Origin of the sequence: Pseudolysinimonas sp. (genome assembly GCF_039912695.1) — a bacterium.
Taxonomy (GTDB): Bacteria; Actinomycetota; Actinomycetes; order Actinomycetales; family Microbacteriaceae; genus Pseudolysinimonas_A.
On record NZ_JBDSPJ010000002.1, the window covers coordinates 226,039 to 242,380 of the forward strand.

The following is a 16,342-nucleotide window of genomic DNA, read 5'->3' on the forward strand; positions in this document are numbered from 1 at the left end:
ATCGGAGTGGTTCTCTGACGATCGGGCTGCAGCGCGCCGCACGGGAGGGCGAAAATCCCGCTCGGCGGAATTGACTGGGCAGATGTCGCGACGGGCCAAACGGTCGCGCTTCGGGTGCGGTTGGTCGACGATCGTGGGCGGCCGCGGTTCGCGACGGTACTTCCGCTCTAACTCCCGCATCAGCGGCCGAAGGCCCCGAACCGCAGAAGCGGAATCGCCACCTCGTCGAGGGTGAGCGCGCCGTGCTGACCGACCATCGAGCGACCGCGGTCGTTCTCGTCGAGGTAGTACGCAATGCGCTTACGCGCCACGACCAGGATGTCCCCGATGCGCGGCCGAACATCGTCGTCGACCTCGCCAAAGAATCCCGCGTCAATTGCTTCATCCCGCGTTGCGATCCAGGCGCGGCCACCCTCGGCTGTCTGCCAGCGCGCAAGAACCGCGGCGGCATCCGCGCCCGACTCGAGGTGCAGTGCGAGACAACGCGGCTCCCCCGACACGTGCCGCACGCTATCGAGTAGCTCCGGCGGGATAATCACGTGATCGTCACGCAGGATGTCGAGACCTCCGTGGTCGCCGGTCACGAGCATCCCCGCGCGCGGGCCGAGCGCCGAGGCGAAGGCACCGACAGCGCTGTCGACCTCTTCGAGAGCCGTGGTCCAGGCATCCGAGGCGATCCCAGCGGCGTGGGCGGCGACATCCAGCTCGGGGGCATAGACGTAGCTGAGCGAACGGTCGTTCGTGGCGTGCACTCGGCGTACCTCGGCCAGCCGGGCGCCAATCGACTCCCCCGCACGATAGCTCGCCCCGCGCAATATGGCGGCGGTGAATCCCGACTCTCGATACCGGCTAGGGCCGATCGCAAACGCGGGGATGCCCGCATCCCGTGCCTGCTCGAACAGCGTCGGCACTCGCTGCCACGTAGCCGGATCCATCCCGACGCCCCAGCCAGTCAGCTGATTGACGACCCGGTCGCCGCTGGAGTCGAATCCGAGATAGCCGATGAGGCCGTGTCGCCCGGGCAATTCTCCCGTGGTCAGGGATGCAAGCGCCGACGCTGTCGTCGACGGGAACACCGATTGGATGACATCCCGACGCGGGGCGGCAAGCAACCGGCGTGCGTATCCACGGTGAGCTTCGAGCGAGACGGAGCCGAGCCCGTCGATCAAGAGAACCACGGCATGCTGCACCGCGGGCAACCCCAGATTTCCCCGTTCGCCCGACACCGCCTGAAGGCAATTCCGAAGTACGTCGGTGAGGCTGAACCGGTGCATTTTCGACGCCGGTAACATGGCCCCGATCTTATGACTCCCCCACCCACTCCTCCCCCTGTCGATAGCCCCTCGACATCCGGCGGCTCCGCGTTTTCTGGGGAGCGCATCGAAGACATCGACGTCTCAACCGAGATGGAGGGGTCGTTTCTCGAGTACGCGTACTCGGTCATTTACTCCCGTGCGCTGCCCGATGCGCGCGACGGGCTCAAACCGGTGCAGCGCCGCATCCTGTTCCAAATGAGCGAGATGGGTCTGCGCCCCGACCGCGGTCATGTGAAGAGCGCACGCGTCGTCGGCGACGTAATGGGGCGCCTGCACCCGCACGGCGACGGCGCAATCTATGACGCCCTGGTACGCCTCTCCCAAGACTTCACGATGCGGGTGCCGCTCATCGACGGGCATGGCAACTTCGGTTCCCTCGACGACGGACCGGCTGCCGCGCGGTACACCGAGGCTCGGATGCAGGCTGCGGCTGTCGCGATGTGCGAGGGCCTCGACGAGGACGTCGTCGACTTCGTCCCCAACTACGACAACCAGCTCACTCAGCCCGACGTCCTGCCGGCGGCATACCCCAACCTGTTGGTCAATGGCGCGGCCGGCATCGCCGTCGGCATGGCCACCAACATGGCTCCGCACAACCTCATCGAGGTGGTCGGGGCCGCGCGCTATCTGCTCGAAAATCCGGATGCGACTCTCGACGACCTGATGGGCTACGTGCCCGGCCCCGACCTGCCGACCGGCGGCACGATCGTCGGGCTGGACGGCATCCGTGATGCCTACGCGACCGGACGCGGGTCGTTCAAGATCCGGGCGCGGGTGAGCGTCGAACAGGTCGGCACCCGCAAGGCAGCGCTCGTCGTCACCGAATTGCCGTACCTGATCGGACCCGAAAAGGTCATCGAGAAGATCAAGGACGGGGTGCAGTCAAAGAAGATCACCGGCATCTCGGATGTCACCGACCTCACCGACCGCAAGCACGGTCTGCGCCTGGTGATCGGGATCAAAACTGGATTCTCACCCGAAGGAGTTTTGGAGCAGCTGTACCGGCTGACCCCGCTCGAGGACGGCTTCGGCATTAACAACGTCGCACTCGTGAACGGGCAGCCGCTCACTCTCGGGTTGCGTGACCTCCTCCAGGTCTACCTTGATCACCGCATATCGGTCATCACCCGTCGTTCGCAGTACCGCCTCACCCGTCGGCAGGAACGCCTGCATCTGGTGCTGGGACTGCTGATCGCGATCCTCGATATCGACGAAGTTATCCAGGTCGTGCGGGGCTCGGACGACACCGCACAGGCGCGCGCGCGGCTCATCGAGGTCTTCGACCTCTCGGTGCTTCAGGCCGACTACATTCTCGAACTTCAACTGCGACGCCTCACCAAGTTCTCGCGGATCGAACTGGAAACCGAGCGCGACAAACTGCACCAGGAGATCACCGAACTCGAAAGCCTGCTCTCCGACCCCGCTCGCATCCGCACGCAGGTGGGCGTCGAACTCGACGAGGTCGCCGAAAAGTTCGGCACGCCCCGTCGTACTCTGCTCACCGAAGCACGCGAGGTCGCCGCGGCGACTCCCGCCGCACGTCGGGCTGCGGCCGCCGGCGGTCCTGCGCTCGAGATTCAGGACGCGCCGACGATCGTCGCCCTCTCGACGACCGGACGCGCGGTGCGCATCGATCTGCCCGACGGCGTCTCCGAGCCGACTCGCGGCACCCGCCGCAACCGGCACGATGCCATCCTGTCGACTGTCGCGACGACGGTGCGCGGAGAACTCGGGGCGGTGACCTCGAAGGGGCGCCTCATCCGCTTCTCCCCCGTCGACCTGCCGTCAGTGCCCGCGAACTCCGTGCAACTTGCCGCAGGCGCCCGCATCGGCGACTACGTCGGAATCGCCGACCCGAAGGAGCGTGTGCTCGGGCTCGTGTCGCTGACCTCAGAGCTGCCGATCGCGCTCGGCACTGCGCTGGGAGTCGTGAAGCGGGTGACCGCTGGCGGTTGGCCGGCCAAGCCCGATTTCGAGGTCGTCGCGCTCAAGCCCGGAGACGCAGTCGTCGGCGTGGCGCAAGGACCCGACTCCGAGGAACTCGTCTTCGTCACCTCCGACGCCCAGTTGCTGCACTTCGGCGCGGATTCCGTGCGACCTCAGGGTGTCGGCGCCGGCGGGATGGCCGGCATTAACCTCTCGAATGGCGCGAGGGTCCTGTTCTTCGGAGCCGTTGAACTGGCGGCGGAACTGATCGTGGCCACGATCTCCACCCCGACCGAAACTCTCGCGGGAGCCGACCCGGGACGCGCGAAAGTCTCAGCCTTCAGCGAGTTCCCCGGAAAAGGCCGCGCGACGGGTGGAGTTCGCGCTCACTCGTTCCTCAAGGGCGAAAGCGCGCTGTCCCTGGCCTGGGCCGGTCCCGCACCTGCGCTCGCGGTCGGCTCGGACGGGTCGCTGCGCAACCTGCCCGACTCGGGCGCGAAGCGCGACGCATCCGGAACACCGATGGATGCCGTGGTCGGCTCCATCGGTCGCGCCCTTTAGATCTGGTGTGCGGTAATCGCTTCGAGGACGTCCCACAGCACGGGGATAACGGTCCATTTGACGAGGAAGACCGCGGCGGTCACAACTGCGGTCGCGAGAACGACGAGCCCGACCATCGAAACAGCTCCGGTCGCAACCCGCTGACGAGGAACAGCATCACTTTCGGCGTCGAAGATCGCCAGGCCATCCCCCTCGCGATCCTGAACCACGTCGGAAGTCTGTCACCCAGCGCGACGTCGCATCAGCGCAATCCGGTAACGGTTAACACGAAGACGATCCCCCACCACAACACCAGACCGCCGATGAGGCCGATCGCGGTCTGACGCGTCCACCGCCACAGCAGCCAGGCGACCACGCCGGCCACGATCGCCGGGATCGTCTCGACGAGTGAGATCTCACCCCGCGGGGCCATGAGACCCGGCACAACAATCGCGCCGAGCACTGCCGGGCCGACGAGCGGCAGGTACTTCGCCACGCGCGCCGGAGGTCGCACCTTCTTGCTCACCAGGAAGATCACCCGGGTCAGGTAGGTCACCACTCCGCTCAGGAAGATCGCGAGGATCTCAAACATCCACCGCCTCCTGCTTCTGGCGGCGTTCGCTGAGATTCAGCACGATCCCGCCCGCGAGCAGACCCGCGGCGGCACCGACGAGGATGTCGACCCCGAGCGGGAGCGACGAAGCGGCCAGCGCAGCGAAGCCGCCCACCCCCGCGGCCACGAGACCTGCGCTGTTCTTAATCAGCGGCAGCGTGAGCAACAAAAAGGTCAGCGGGATGGCGAGTTCGAGCGGAACCCAAGCGGGAATGAGACCACCGACGAGTACCCCGATTGCGGTGAGCGTCGACCATCCGATCCAGGCCGTGATTCCGGCGCCGAAGTAGTAGGCCCGCTTCTCGCGGTCGGGACCGCCCCCGTCGGGTCGGCCGAACCGCGCTGCCGCCATCGCGTACATCGGGTCGGATAACAAGAATGCCGCGGCCAATCTGGTGCCGCGTCGCCACGCCGACAGGTGCGGCTCGAGGGCTGCGCTGTAGAGCAGGTGTCGTGCGTTGATCACCGCAACGGTCGCCACGACGAGAGCAATGCCGGCACCCGCGTTGAGCAACTGGATCGCCGCCAATTGCGAGGCCCCCGCGAAGATGATCGGCGACGAGAGAATCGAAATGAACGGGCTGACATTGGTCGAGGCCATCGCGGCACCCATTGCGAGGCCGAACGGGATGTACGCGAGCATCACCATCAGGCCATTCCGGATGCCGGCTCGTGCGGCAGCCCGCGCGCGATCGGCGTCCGTGAGCAACGGATCGACGGCAGTCATCCGTCTACCTTGTCACCACCGCTCGATGTCAGCCACGGGCCGATCGAGTCGCCGTGGCCTCAGATGGTGTCGGCGCGCTGAGTCTCGAAGAGGTGCGGCACGAACTGCGCCCACGCCTCGCGACGCTCCCGATTCGGATCGGACTCAACCCGGTCTTCGGCATCGATGATGAGCGTGCGGCGGTGCGCTTCGTCGTACCGCGGCCAGCCCGCATCCACCGTGCCGTTCTCGGCGAAGCGCAGCCAGTTCGTGCGCATGCGCCGACCGGTGCGTTCGAAGTCTTGATACCCGCCTAGGGCACCCATCACCCGGCCGTACCAGTTGCGTGCCAGGTCGAAGACGGCGAACAGTTCGATGCCGTGCGTGGCGTCGAGTCCAATGAGCCTGGCCAGGCGCGGAGCGATGTCGAAGCGGTAAGCGTAGGTCGGCGCGTAGCGAGAGTGGCCCTCCATCACGCGAACCGACGGATACCAGAACGAGTAGTCGCCCGCGAAGTCGGCCGCCGCACGCGGCTTCGAGAGCCGCGGGTACATCCGCGCCAACCGTTGGGCCGACGAGCGGGGCGTGCGGGTCATGATGGCGTGGATCCGCGACGGGGTAGAGGCCAGGATGTCGAGCCGCCCGCGGAAGAACGAGCCTTCGCGTGCGTTCGTGCCGATGATCAGCGGGACGCGGTGGGCGGTGCCGTCGGCGAAGGCGTCGACCGGTCGTTGGGGCAAGAAGTCGCCATCGATGACCGGGCACAGCGCAATCGTGCCGGGCACGCGGTCGGGCGTCTCCTTCATCATCCGCGCGGTGGCGATAACGAGTTGGTTCGGGGTCGCGCTGTCGAGCAGCTCGGCCGCGTCCTGAGCGGTTGGCTCCGCGACGAGCGGACGCTCCATCACTGCGGCGAGGATCTCGAGGTAGTCGCGGGCCCAGAGTCCGGTGAGGTCAGGGGTGTAGATCGCCTCGGCGGGCGAACTCTCCGAGATCGCCCGGGCGAAGAGACCGGCCGCCGAGGGCACGGCCATCAGAGTCGTCACAGCGTTGCCGCCAGCCGATTCACCGAACAGCGTCACGTTGTCAGGATCGCCGCCGAAAGCGGCGATGTTCTCGCGCACCCACTGAAGCGCGGCCACCAGGTCACGGAGGCCAAGGTTGGACTCGAACGGACGCTCGGGCGCGGAGTAGCGGGTGAAGTCGAGGAAGCCAAGAGCGCCGAGCCGGTAGTTGAGGTTGACGAACACGACGCCGCCATCGTGCACGAGACCTTCGCCCTGCGACGGCATCTCTTGCGAGGAGCCGACCGCGTAGGCGCCGCCGTGGATGTACACCATCACCGGTCGAGGCCGATCGGAGACCATTGCGGGCGCGATCACGTTGACCGTGAGGCAATCTTCCGACTGTGAATCGCTGCTCCCGGTGGTTGACGAAAGGAGCCGACGATCTTGGGGAGCCACCGGACCGAAGGTGCTCGCATCGCGCACACCAACCCAGGGCTCGACGGGGCGGGGCGCGCGCAGGCGTAGGTCACCGACGGGGGCAGCCGCATACGGGATGCCGCGCCAGAACCGCAATCCGCGGCGGACAACACCCTGTACCCGACCCCCTGTCACATCGACGAGAAGTCCGGAAGTCATCTCGCCATCGTATGACCGTGCGCTGGACGCTTGCCGGGTGGTGTCTGTACGCCGCGTCAGATGATCAGACGGCGGGAAAGCTCACGCGAGTGCGGGAATCAGCGCGATCAGCCGGAGCCCGCGACCGACACGGGATGATCGTAGATCCAGACCGTTTGACCGTCTCCGCATGAGACGGTGCGATCAGGGACACCGAAGCGCGCGCGAAGCACGTCACCGTCGATGGCGCGTTCGTCGCCTTGCTCATTGGCGTAGAAGAAGGTGCCGCTTTCCGAGCGGGAATACGCGCGATTCGTCAGCCAAAGATTTGGCACGACATCGGGTGTGACGGGAATGAGTCTGAAGCCGGTCGCCGACGGCAGCGACACGCGGCGGGCATCCGAGAAGGTGGCGAACCCGACCTGCCCGGGAACGGCGTCATCGAGGCACCGCGTCTCGGCGCCTCGATACCCGAAGTAGCGGTCCGGACTAGCCAGATTCTGTAACCCCCCGGTGGCGACCCCGATGATGAGCAGACCCGCCGTCCCGGCGATCCCCACGGCACGCAGCGCCGACCATGGGAGCGCGAATGTCACGAGTGCGAACGGCAGAATGAGCGCGGGCCAAAAGTAGTAGTAATGCGTGATCATCGCGATGAAAGTGGCTACCAGACCACCGACCGGCACGAGCCCGAGGTACACGGTGGCAAACATCCGGGGCGCATCGAGGCCGGCAGGGCGCCCGGCCACGAGTCGGACCCACGCCGTCGCTGCCGCGGCGAGGCAGCCGAGGGCGAGCAGCGCCCCGAGCGGAAGCACGAATCCAGCCGCAGGATCGAGCAACTGATAGGCCCAGTAGGGCTGAAGCTGCGAGAGCCGGGATCCGAACACGGTGGGATTCATATACGTGAACAGCCCGGTACCTTGCAGCGGGGTCACGATCCCCCGCACGATCACCGCCACCGCGAGCAGGCCGAGCACCCAGGCCGCTGGCCGCACCGTCGATCGCCACCCCGAACGGACGAGGCGGGCGACGAGGATGGCGACCAGACCGGGCGCCGCGAAGACCAAGGTGAGGGGGTTCGAGGCGATCGTCAGGGCGAGCCCGACCCCGATCACCGCGCGCATCCACGGGCGGGTGACGAGAAGCAACAGCGGTGCCCCGAGAAGCGCGAAGTACATCCCGGCGTAGTACGTCGGTGCCAGATGGAACGACATCACCCAACTGGTCCCGAGAAGCGGAATGAGCAGAAGCGGAACTATCGCAATCGCGGCCCGCAACGTCACGGCGATAGCGCCGCTGGTCGGCCACAGCGTTCGAGCGAGCCCCACAAACAGGAGGAAGATCACCACCTGGTTCAGGATCGCGACCGCGAGGTAGTAGCCGTAGATGCTCCCGCCGGCGACAACGAAGGCGATGCCGCTCATCGGCAGCTCCGGGAAGACGAAGACTTGCGGCGAGAAGCTCCAGTCCAGGGTCCGGCCCGCCGCGACGTCGCCCCAGAACTGGAACAGCGTGCCGTTGTCGCTCGAGCGCAACTCCCACGAGATCGGCCAGGTCGAGGCAGCGCCCGGGTCGCCGCCCGCGCGAATCAGGAAGACAACGGCTGTGGCACCGCCGACGACCACCGCCGCAAGCGCAATCAGGCCGAACACAGCTCTGCGTGATCCGACCGGGTCACGCAGGTTAGACATCGATTCGACCTCGGTCGAGCCCCTGCCCGGCGATGATGAACTCTTTGCGCGGAGCGACGTCGTTGCCCATCAGTAGCTCGAAGACCCGTGACGCGTTCTCGGCATCCGTCACTCTGACGCGCCGGAGGGTGCGGTGTTGGCGACTCATCGTCGTCTCAGCGAGCTGGTCGGCATCCATCTCGCCGAGCCCCTTGTAGCGCTGGATCGGATCCTGATATTTCTTGCCGGTCTTTTCGAGGTTCTTCAAAACTCCGTGCAGTTCGACCTCGGAGTACGTGTAAATGACCTCGTTGGGCTTCGTACCGGGATTCATCACGATCACGCGGTGGAGCGGCGGCACCGCGGAAAACACCCGACCTTCGTCGATCATCGGGCGCATGTAGCGGAAGAACAGCGTCAGAAGCAGGGTCCGGATGTGGGCGCCATCGACATCAGCATCGGCCATGATGATGACCTTGCCGTAGCGGGCCTGCTCGATGTCGAACGTGCGTCCGGAGCCAGCACCGATGACCTGGATGATCGAGGCACATTCCGCGTTGCTGAGCATGTCGGCGACGGACGCCTTCTGCACGTTGAGGATCTTGCCGCGAATCGGCAGCAGCGCCTGAAACTCGCTGTCGCGCCCGAGCTTCGCCGTGCCGAGGGCCGAGTCGCCCTCCACGATGAACAATTCGGTACCCAGCACATCGTTCGAGCGGCAGTCGACCAGTTTCGCCGGGAGGGATGACGACTCGAGCGCGTTCTTGCGACGCTGCGTCTCTTTGTGGGCGCGCGCCGAGATGCGGGCTTTCATTTCGGCGACGATCTTGTCGAGCACGAGCGCCGCCTGCGTCTTGTCGTCACGCTTGCTACTCGTGAATCGTTCGGCCATCGCTTTGGCGATCACGTTTGCCACGATGTTGCGAATCGCGGGGGTGCCGAGCACCTCTTTGGTCTGGCCCTCGAACTGCGGTTCGGCGATGCGAACCGTGAGCACGGCGGTCAGCCCGGCGAAGATGTCTTCCTTGTCGAGCTTCTCCGCCGCCGTGACCTTCAGGCGCCGCGCGTTTCTCTCGATCTCGGCACGGAGGAACTTCATCAATCCCTGGTCGAACCCGGCCTGGTGGGTGCCACCCTTCGGGGTCGCGATGATGTTGACGAACGACCGGATCGTGGTGTCGTACCCGGTTCCCCAGCGCAGCGCGATGTCGACCTCGGCTTCGCGCTGCAGTTCGGTCGCGACCATGTGGCCGTCATCCTGAAGCACGGGAACGGTTTCGCTATACGGCCCGCTGCCCTGGATGCGCCAGGTGTCGGTGATCGCCGCATCGGGGGCGAGGAAGTTGGCAAACTCCGAGATGCCGCCTGCGAACCGGAACTCGTCGACAGCGGGTTCTTCGGCACGCTCGTCACGGATTTCTAGTCCGAGCCCGGGCACCAGGAACGCGGTCTGCCGCGCGCGGGCGTGGAGTTCATCCATCTGAAAGTCGGCACCGCGGGTGAAGATCTGCCGGTCTGCCCAGTAGCGGATGCGGGTTCCGGTGACGCCCTTCGCCACCTTGCCGACGACGGTGAGTTCGCTGCCGTTGGTGAACGGCGCGAACGGGGCGTCAGGAGACGGCTCACCCACATCCGCGAATCGTCCGGGTTCGCCGCGGTGAAACGACATCGCCCAGGTCTTGCCGTCGCGGTCGACCTCGACATCCAGCCGCTCGGAGAGCGCGTTGACCACGGAGGCGCCGACGCCGTGCAGACCGCCCGAGGCGGCGTACGACCCCGACCCGAACTTGCCGCCGGCGTGCAACTTGGTGAAGACCACCTCGACGCCGGTGAGTCCGGTCTTCGGTTCGATGTCGACCGGGATGCCGCGGGCGCTGTCGCGTACCTCGACGCTCGCATCCGGGCGCAGCACGATCTCGATCTCGGTGCCGTGACCGGCGAGGGCCTCGTCCACGGAGTTGTCGATGATCTCCCAGAGGCAGTGCATCAATCCGCGGGAATCGGTGGACCCGATGTACATGCCCGGCCGCTTGCGTACCGCCTCTAGGCCCTCGAGCACCGAGAGGTGGCGGGCGGAATAGTCGTCGCTCGCCACGGGTTGTGCTCCTTCGGGACGAATGGCCGAAGCTGGCCGTCGATCAGACTAACCCCGCCTGCCGACGCCGCTGCCGCGACATTCCGCCCGACTCAGGACCGTCACACTCTCAGCAGAAAAACCGTGCGCCGTGAGCGAAATGCAACGCACGTGACACGTCTTCGACACGGACGCGTGCTTGGATGGAGACACGGAACGCTGATCGCAACCCGAGGAGGAGCCCATGTCGCAGTTCGCACCCGAGAACTCAGTTGACGAGTTGGATGTCGATGGACGCAGCCTCGATGCTCACACCCTGACCGGCCTCGACCGCTGTGACTACTGCGGCGCTCAGGCCTACGTGCGTGCAACCCTCGCCACCGGCGAGTTGCTGTTCTGCGCGCACCACGCGTCGGAGTTCAAGTCGAAGATCCAGCCGATGGCGCTTGCGTGGCACGACGAGTCGAGCAAGTTGTTCGAGCCGGTCGGCGAGTAACCCCGCACTTCTTTCACGAAAGCCCCGGTCCTGCCGTTTGAGGACCGGGGCTTTCGTCGTCCCGTGCTTGGATGGGGCGTGCTCAGGCGTCGTGCGGTCATCGACCTCGCTGCTTTCGCATCCAACATGTCTCTCTCGGGGTTGTCCGTTCTTGATGCACGTGCGGATGCTTTTGGCCACGGGCTGGCTTTAGTGGCACCCGTCGCGCTCGAAGCAGGCGTTCGCGGAGTGGTGGTCAGTGACGAACGGGATGCCGCAGTCGCCGTCGCCTGCGGCTTCAGTTCAAAAATGGTGATTATCGATCGCGACGGTGCGGGTGCGGCTTCGCGTGCCTATGGGCTCGACGGGGTCGGAATTGCGGTGATGTCGGTCATCGGTGAGGTGGTAGCCGTCAAGTCGGTTGCCGAAGGTGCTGGCGTCTCGTACGGGTACACCTACCGCACGGCGTCCGCGACGCAGCTCGCGCTCGTCGCGCTCGGGTATGCCGACGGGGTGCCGCGGTTGGCCTCTAACCGGGCGCAGGTGATGGTCGGCGGTGGGAGGTATCCGCTCGTGGGCCGGGTCGCGATGGATCAGTTCGTCGTCGACTGCGGTGACGACGTGCCCGAGCTCGGATCCGACGCTGTGCTGTTCGGCGACCCGTCTCGGGGCGAGCCGTCAGCACTCGACTGGGCCGAATGGACCGAGCGCGACGCCCTCGCGCTGACCGCCGGCATCGCCTCACGCGTGAACCGGGTAGCGCGATGAGCGGCGCATCCGGCACTCGGCTCGAACTCGATCTCGACGCCCTCCGCCACAACGTGCGGCACCTGTCGTCGCTCGCAGCTCCGGCCCGCACCATGCTCGCCGTCAAGGCGGATGCCTACGGCCACGGGATGCTGCCGTTCGCCCGCGCAGCCCTCGAGTCAGGCGCCGATTCGCTTGCGGTGCTCGATGTTCCCGCAGCCCTTGAGCTGCGGGCCGCGGGAGTTGACGCGCAACTCTTCGCTTGGCTGCACGGACAGGACACTGACTTCCGCGCGGCGATCGAAGCCGACGTTGACCTGGGCGTCTCGTCGCTCCTCGAACTGCGTCGAATCGGTGAAGCGGGCGCGACTCGTCCGGCCGACGTGCACCTGAAGATCGACACCGGTCTGCACCGAAATGGGGCGAGCCCAGAAAACTGGCCCGCCCTGGTCAGCGAGGCGATCGCCTACGCCCAACGTGGTCGGGTGAAGATCGCCGGGCTCTGGTCACACCTCGCCGACGCCTCCCCCGCCGCCGACGCCGCCGCGCTCGGCGAATTCCGAGCGGCGATCGCGGTTGCGGCCGGACTGGGTGTACCGACGGAGGGCGATGAACGACCGCTGCTGCACCTCGCCGCGAGTTCGGCGGGCATTCGTGAGCCCGAGGCACGCTTCGACCTCGTGCGGTTCGGCATCGCCGCCTACGGCGTCTCCCCCTTCGATGACATCGACGGCCCCGGACTCGGGCTGCGCGGCACGATGCGCCTCATCGCGACCGTGGTCGACGTTGACGGCTCGACGGCGACACTCGACGTCGGCTCGGCCGACGGAGTTCCGCCCTCGGTACTCGGTGCATCCGGCTCCGGCGCCGAAGTACTTCTCGCCGGGGAACGTGCGGCCGTCACAGCGGTTCGGATCGACACCCTTCTGGTCGCCATACCGGACGGTGTCGTCGCCGAAGTGGGTGCCCCAGTGGTGGTGTTCGGTGCTGGCGACGACGGTGAGCCGACGGTGGAGGACTGGGCGACCTGGGCGGGCACGATCGGCGATGAGATCCTCGCCCGATCCTCACGACGCATCCCGCGAGTGCTGCTGGACGAGTAGCCCTACGTCACGCGGCGGATGATCCCCAACGGGGTCGACTCGTGACCCTGGCCGATCGGGTTGTCTTTAAGGATGCGCGCGACGAGCAACTCGTCGGCGCGGGTCAGCGTCGAGCCCAACACGTTGCCGCCGATGTCGTTGATGTCGACCAGCAGAACGTTGACTGATCTACCGCGGCCGACCAGGACATCCCGAACGTGCTCAGAAGTCTGTCGCGGTTTCGCGGCGGTCAGCACGACCATCTCGTCATACGGCGGGATGGTCGGATAACCGGGGCCGTCAATGCCGCGTGCCTTCGTGCCGGCAACCCGGTAGAAGTCGCCCGTGCGGCCGAACCGCTTGGTCACGACCGAAACGGCAGCGGCGAACAGGATGCGCGGGGTGCCGACCTCGCGGATCGCCCACTCCATCGTCTCGGGCATGCCGAGGCCGATGCCGGTCGTCGTGCGCACGACGCGCTTCGACAACCAGACCGCGAGCGGGCGGGACGTCATCTCGTCGACGCGGTAGGCCCGCCCCTGCGATGCGGCGACCATTTTCTCGGTCATGAACAGCCAGTCGCCGTCTTGCAGAACGGGCAACGCGTACTTCTCGATCACCGGATCGAGGGCCTCGCCGGGCAGCACGACGTGGGTCTTAATCGGGATGCGCTCGAACCGCGCACCGTCGACCTCGATCTCACGGGGTCGCTGGTGGGCTTCTTCGTCGTACGGAACGTCGAGGTGGCCGTGGTCCACGGTCGCGGGTCAGCCGGCTCTACTCGAGGTAGTCGCGCAGCGACTGCGACCGCGACGGGTGGCGCAACTTCGCCATCGTCTTCGACTCGATTTGACGGATGCGCTCGCGCGTCACGCCGAACGTGTCACCGATCTGGTCAAGCGTCTTCGGCATCCCGTCGCCCAGACCGAAACGCATCCGGATGACGCCAGCCTCGCGCTCGGAGAGCGAGTCGAGCAGAGACTCGAGCTGCTTCTGCAGCATCGTGAAGCCCACGGCATCCGCCGGCACAACGGCCTCGGTGTCTTCGATCAGGTCACCGAATTCGCTGTCGCCGTCTTCACCGAGGGGCGTGTGCAGCGAGATCGGCTCACGGCCGTACTTCTGAACCTCGATGACCTTCTCGGGAGTCATGTCGAGCTCGCGGCTCAACTCTTCCGGAGTGGGTTCGCGACCGAGATCTTGCAGCATCTGACGCTGAACGCGGGCGAGCTTGTTGATGACCTCGACCATGTGCACCGGGATGCGGATGGTGCGGGCCTGGTCGGCCATGGCGCGCGTGATGGCCTGACGGATCCACCAGGTCGCGTAGGTCGAGAACTTGAAGCCCTTGGTGTAGTCGAACTTCTCGACCGCGCGAATCAGACCGAGGTTGCCCTCCTGGATCAGGTCCAGAAACTGCATACCGCGGCCGGTGTAGCGCTTGGCGAGCGAGACCACGAGGCGAAGGTTGGCGCCGAGCAGGTGGCTCTTCGCGCGCTGACCGTCGCGGGCAACCCACAACAGCTCACGACCGAGCTGGTTGCGCTTCTCGGTCTCGGGCATGTGCGCGAGCTTCTCTTCGGCGAACAGGCCGGCCTCGATACGCATCGCGAGCTCGACCTCCTCAGCTGCGTTGAGAAGGGCGACCTTGCCGATCTGCTTCAGGTAGTCCTTGACCGGGTCTGCGGTCGCGCCAGTGATCGCAGCCGAGTAGACCGGAACTTCGTCTTCGTCGTCGGTCATCGTGAGGCGCAACGCGCCGGTCGGAAGTGCTTCCGCTTCCGGCTTGTCGTCGTCATCCTCATCGTCGCCATCGGATTCGTCGCCATCGGCGGCGGCCTCGACCTCGGCTACCACCTCGACGACGACGGCCTCAACCGCGTCGTCGTCACCGACCTCGATGTCGTCGGTCGGGTCGATCTCTTCGTCATCGATGTCGTCGTCGGGTTCACCGGCGGAAGCCTTGGCACGGGATGCCTTCGCGGGTGCAGCCTTTGCAGGGGCAGTCTTTGCAGGGGCAGTCTTTGCAGGGGCAACCTTCGCTGCAGTCCCCTTCGCTGCAGTCGCCTTCGCAGCGGGAGCAGCCTTCGCAGCGGGAGCAGCCTTCGCGGCGGGAGCAGCCTTCGCGGCGGCAGGCGCCTTGGCTGTAGCGGCCTTAGAAGGTGCGGCCTTAGAAGGTGCGGCCTTCACTGCAGCGGCCTTCACTGCAGCGGCCTTCGCGGCGGGTGCAGCTTTCACAGCGGCAGCCTTAGCGGCAGGCGCAGCCTTTGCGGCGGGCGCAGCCTTCGCAGTCTTAGCCGCAGGCGCAGCCTTAGCAGCGGACGCAGCCTTCGGGGCCGCGACAGGTCGCTCCTCGGTGACGCTCTGTGAGGCGGCACTGGACGAGGCGGCACTGGGTGAGGCGGCACTGGATCGGGTAGCCATCCGGTTCCCTTCCGAGACGTTTCCGGGCATTACTAAGACCCTTGTCAAGTCCCCGCGCCTCACCAATCGAGACTTCGGAAACCCAACCGGGTCCTGGAAATTGATTATCGCACAGTCCTGCCGACCCGGCTTGCACAGGTCAGCGCAGGAAAAGTTCAGTTCTCGTCGTCGCGACGATTCGCCAAGAACTTCTCCAGCTCGGCCGCGAGCGAGTCGCCGCCTGGAAGTTCTCCGCTGGCATCCATTAGGGGCGAGGGCAGCGGGTTGTCTTCCATGTAGCTGTCGTGGCGCTCTTCGAGGGCACCCACCAACCGCTGGAGTTCCGTGTTGTTCTGCACCTGGTCATCCACTTTCGCGAGGAAGTCGCGGTTCTCTTGCCGCAACTTCTCGGTCGGAAAGATCAGGCCGGTCGCTGCGCTGATGCTCTCGAGCGCAGTAACTGCGGCCTGCGGATACGCCGTATCGGAGAGGTAGTGCGGGATGAGCAGCACGAATCCGGCGGTCGGATGCCCGAGTTGCTGCAACTTGTACTCGATCAGGTGCAGGGCGTTCGACGGAACCTGAGTGCGCGGACGCCAGACCGACATCGTGTCGATCAGCTCCATCCGGTTGCCACTCACCGTCACCCCGATCGGGCGGGTGTGCGGCGTTGGCATCGGGATGGCGTGCACCCAGGTGGTGTCCTTCACCTTGTAGCGCTCGACGAGTTGCACGACGGCGTCGGTGAAGCGCTCCCACTGGAAGTCGGGTTCAAAACCCGTCAGGAAGAGGAACGGCTGGCCGAGTTCATCCTTCGCGAGATAGAGGGAGAGTTTCGAGGGCTTGTAATCGCTCAGGTGATCCTGATCGAAGTACATCGTTGGGCGCCGAGCGCGGTAGTCGAGAAGTGCGTCCGTGTCGAACGCGACAACCTCATTCATCTCGAGGTTTTCGAGCAGGTACTCACTCAGTTGCGTGACGGCGTTGCCCGCATCGGCGAAGCCCGTGAGACCCGCAATGAGGTGCAGGCCGGTGGGCACTTGCGTGACCTCGACCGACAGGTCGTACAGGCCATCCGGATCACGCATGCCTCGATTCTAATTTCCGGAGCCACTGCGCCGCACGGCCAACGGGTCGACCCGCGTCAAGCCGAGAGCGAACACGC

At 65.9% G+C, this 16,342-nt stretch carries 14 protein-coding genes; 4 read left to right on the forward strand and 10 right to left on the reverse strand.

All coding sequences use genetic code 11. The features are described from left to right. Positions 1 to 179: 179 nt before the first annotated feature. Complete coding sequence (locus tag ABIR17_RS01210; protein WP_348002520.1) at positions 180 to 1,292, reverse strand: alkaline phosphatase family protein; 1,113 nt, start codon at positions 1,290 to 1,292, stop codon at positions 180 to 182. A 12-nt stretch (positions 1,293 to 1,304) separates the two neighbouring features. On the opposite strand from ABIR17_RS01210, the gene ABIR17_RS01215 reads away from it, so the two are divergent. Beyond that, positions 1,305 to 3,803: a DNA topoisomerase IV subunit A gene (locus ABIR17_RS01215; protein ID WP_348002521.1), complete on the forward strand. Its 2,499-nt coding sequence runs from the start codon at positions 1,305 to 1,307 to the stop codon at positions 3,801 to 3,803. Here the strand turns inward: ABIR17_RS01215 and ABIR17_RS01220 are convergent. From ABIR17_RS01220 to ABIR17_RS01245, 6 genes are all read right to left on the reverse strand, one after another. Next, positions 3,800 to 4,012, reverse strand: coding sequence for a hypothetical protein (locus tag ABIR17_RS01220; RefSeq protein ID WP_348002522.1), 213 nt, complete (start codon positions 4,010 to 4,012; stop codon positions 3,800 to 3,802). The genes ABIR17_RS01215 and ABIR17_RS01220 overlap by 4 nt on opposite strands. Before the next feature lie 32 nt (positions 4,013 to 4,044). After that, positions 4,045 to 4,374 (reverse strand): AzlD domain-containing protein, encoded by a 330-nt coding sequence (locus tag ABIR17_RS01225; RefSeq protein WP_348002523.1) that lies wholly within the window; start codon positions 4,372 to 4,374, stop codon positions 4,045 to 4,047. After that, positions 4,367 to 5,122 (reverse strand): AzlC family ABC transporter permease, encoded by a 756-nt coding sequence (locus tag ABIR17_RS01230; RefSeq protein ID WP_348002524.1) that lies wholly within the window; start codon positions 5,120 to 5,122, stop codon positions 4,367 to 4,369. The genes ABIR17_RS01225 and ABIR17_RS01230 overlap by 8 nt, the downstream gene beginning before the upstream one ends. Before the next feature lie 59 nt (positions 5,123 to 5,181). Beyond that, entirely contained in the window at positions 5,182 to 6,744 is a 1,563-nt protein-coding gene (locus ABIR17_RS01235) for a carboxylesterase/lipase family protein (RefSeq protein ID WP_348002525.1), read from the reverse strand. Positions 6,745 to 6,851: 107 nt separating this feature from the next. Further along, positions 6,852 to 8,417 carry a hypothetical protein gene (locus tag ABIR17_RS01240; protein ID WP_348002526.1) on the reverse strand — a complete coding sequence of 522 codons (1,566 nt, stop codon included), beginning with the start codon at positions 8,415 to 8,417 and terminating at the stop codon, positions 6,852 to 6,854. Then, a complete protein-coding gene (locus tag ABIR17_RS01245) occupies positions 8,410 to 10,491 on the reverse strand; it encodes a DNA topoisomerase IV subunit B (protein WP_348002527.1) in 2,082 nt (693 codons plus the stop codon). Before ABIR17_RS01245 ends, ABIR17_RS01240 begins: the two co-directional genes overlap by 8 nt. A gap of 223 nt (positions 10,492 to 10,714) precedes the next feature. On the opposite strand from ABIR17_RS01245, the gene ABIR17_RS01250 reads away from it, so the two are divergent. The 3 genes from ABIR17_RS01250 (at position 10,715) to ABIR17_RS01260 (ending at position 12,795) form a co-directional block, all read left to right on the forward strand. Continuing rightward, positions 10,715 to 10,966 (forward strand): hypothetical protein, encoded by a 252-nt coding sequence (locus ABIR17_RS01250; protein WP_348002528.1) that lies wholly within the window; start codon positions 10,715 to 10,717, stop codon positions 10,964 to 10,966. A 192-nt stretch (positions 10,967 to 11,158) separates the two neighbouring features. Beyond that, a complete protein-coding gene (locus ABIR17_RS01255) occupies positions 11,159 to 11,713 on the forward strand; it encodes an alanine racemase C-terminal domain-containing protein (protein ID WP_348002529.1) in 555 nt (184 codons plus the stop codon). Next, complete coding sequence (locus ABIR17_RS01260; protein WP_348002530.1) at positions 11,710 to 12,795, forward strand: alanine racemase; 1,086 nt, start codon at positions 11,710 to 11,712, stop codon at positions 12,793 to 12,795. The genes ABIR17_RS01255 and ABIR17_RS01260 overlap by 4 nt, the downstream gene beginning before the upstream one ends. A 2-nt stretch (positions 12,796 to 12,797) precedes the next feature. On the opposite strand, the gene ABIR17_RS01265 is transcribed toward ABIR17_RS01260, so the two are convergent. The 3 genes from ABIR17_RS01265 to ABIR17_RS01275 form a co-directional block, all read right to left on the reverse strand. Next, positions 12,798 to 13,532: a coenzyme F420-0:L-glutamate ligase gene (locus tag ABIR17_RS01265; protein ID WP_348002531.1), complete on the reverse strand. Its 735-nt coding sequence runs from the start codon at positions 13,530 to 13,532 to the stop codon at positions 12,798 to 12,800. Between the two features lie 19 nt (positions 13,533 to 13,551). Beyond that, complete coding sequence (locus ABIR17_RS01270) at positions 13,552 to 15,198, reverse strand: RNA polymerase sigma factor (RefSeq protein WP_348002532.1); 1,647 nt, start codon at positions 15,196 to 15,198, stop codon at positions 13,552 to 13,554. A 155-nt stretch (positions 15,199 to 15,353) separates the two neighbouring features. Next, positions 15,354 to 16,265: a PAC2 family protein gene (locus tag ABIR17_RS01275; protein WP_348002533.1), complete on the reverse strand. Its 912-nt coding sequence runs from the start codon at positions 16,263 to 16,265 to the stop codon at positions 15,354 to 15,356. Positions 16,266 to 16,342 lie beyond the last annotated feature (77 nt).

What these genes read in the sequence shown, in the direction of transcription:
- ABIR17_RS01275 (WP_348002533.1), bottom strand. Translation starts at nt 16,265, where the DNA reads ATGCGTGATCCGGATGGCCTGTACGACCTGTCGGTCGAGGTCACGCAA.
- ABIR17_RS01250 (WP_348002528.1), top strand. Translation starts at nt 10,715, where the DNA reads ATGTCGCAGTTCGCACCCGAGAACTCAGTTGACGAGTTGGATGTCGAT.
- ABIR17_RS01225 (WP_348002523.1), bottom strand. Translation starts at nt 4,374, where the DNA reads ATGTTTGAGATCCTCGCGATCTTCCTGAGCGGAGTGGTGACCTACCTG.
- ABIR17_RS01230 (WP_348002524.1), bottom strand. Translation starts at nt 5,122, where the DNA reads ATGACTGCCGTCGATCCGTTGCTCACGGACGCCGATCGCGCGCGGGCT.
- ABIR17_RS01215 (WP_348002521.1), top strand. Translation starts at nt 1,305, where the DNA reads ATGACTCCCCCACCCACTCCTCCCCCTGTCGATAGCCCCTCGACATCC.
- ABIR17_RS01240 (WP_348002526.1), bottom strand. Translation starts at nt 8,417, where the DNA reads ATGTCTAACCTGCGTGACCCGGTCGGATCACGCAGAGCTGTGTTCGGC.
- ABIR17_RS01260 (WP_348002530.1), top strand. Translation starts at nt 11,710, where the DNA reads ATGAGCGGCGCATCCGGCACTCGGCTCGAACTCGATCTCGACGCCCTC.
- ABIR17_RS01270 (WP_348002532.1), bottom strand. Translation starts at nt 15,198, where the DNA reads ATGGCTACCCGATCCAGTGCCGCCTCACCCAGTGCCGCCTCGTCCAGT.
- ABIR17_RS01235 (WP_348002525.1), bottom strand. Translation starts at nt 6,744, where the DNA reads ATGACTTCCGGACTTCTCGTCGATGTGACAGGGGGTCGGGTACAGGGT.
- ABIR17_RS01210 (WP_348002520.1), bottom strand. Translation starts at nt 1,292, where the DNA reads ATGTTACCGGCGTCGAAAATGCACCGGTTCAGCCTCACCGACGTACTT.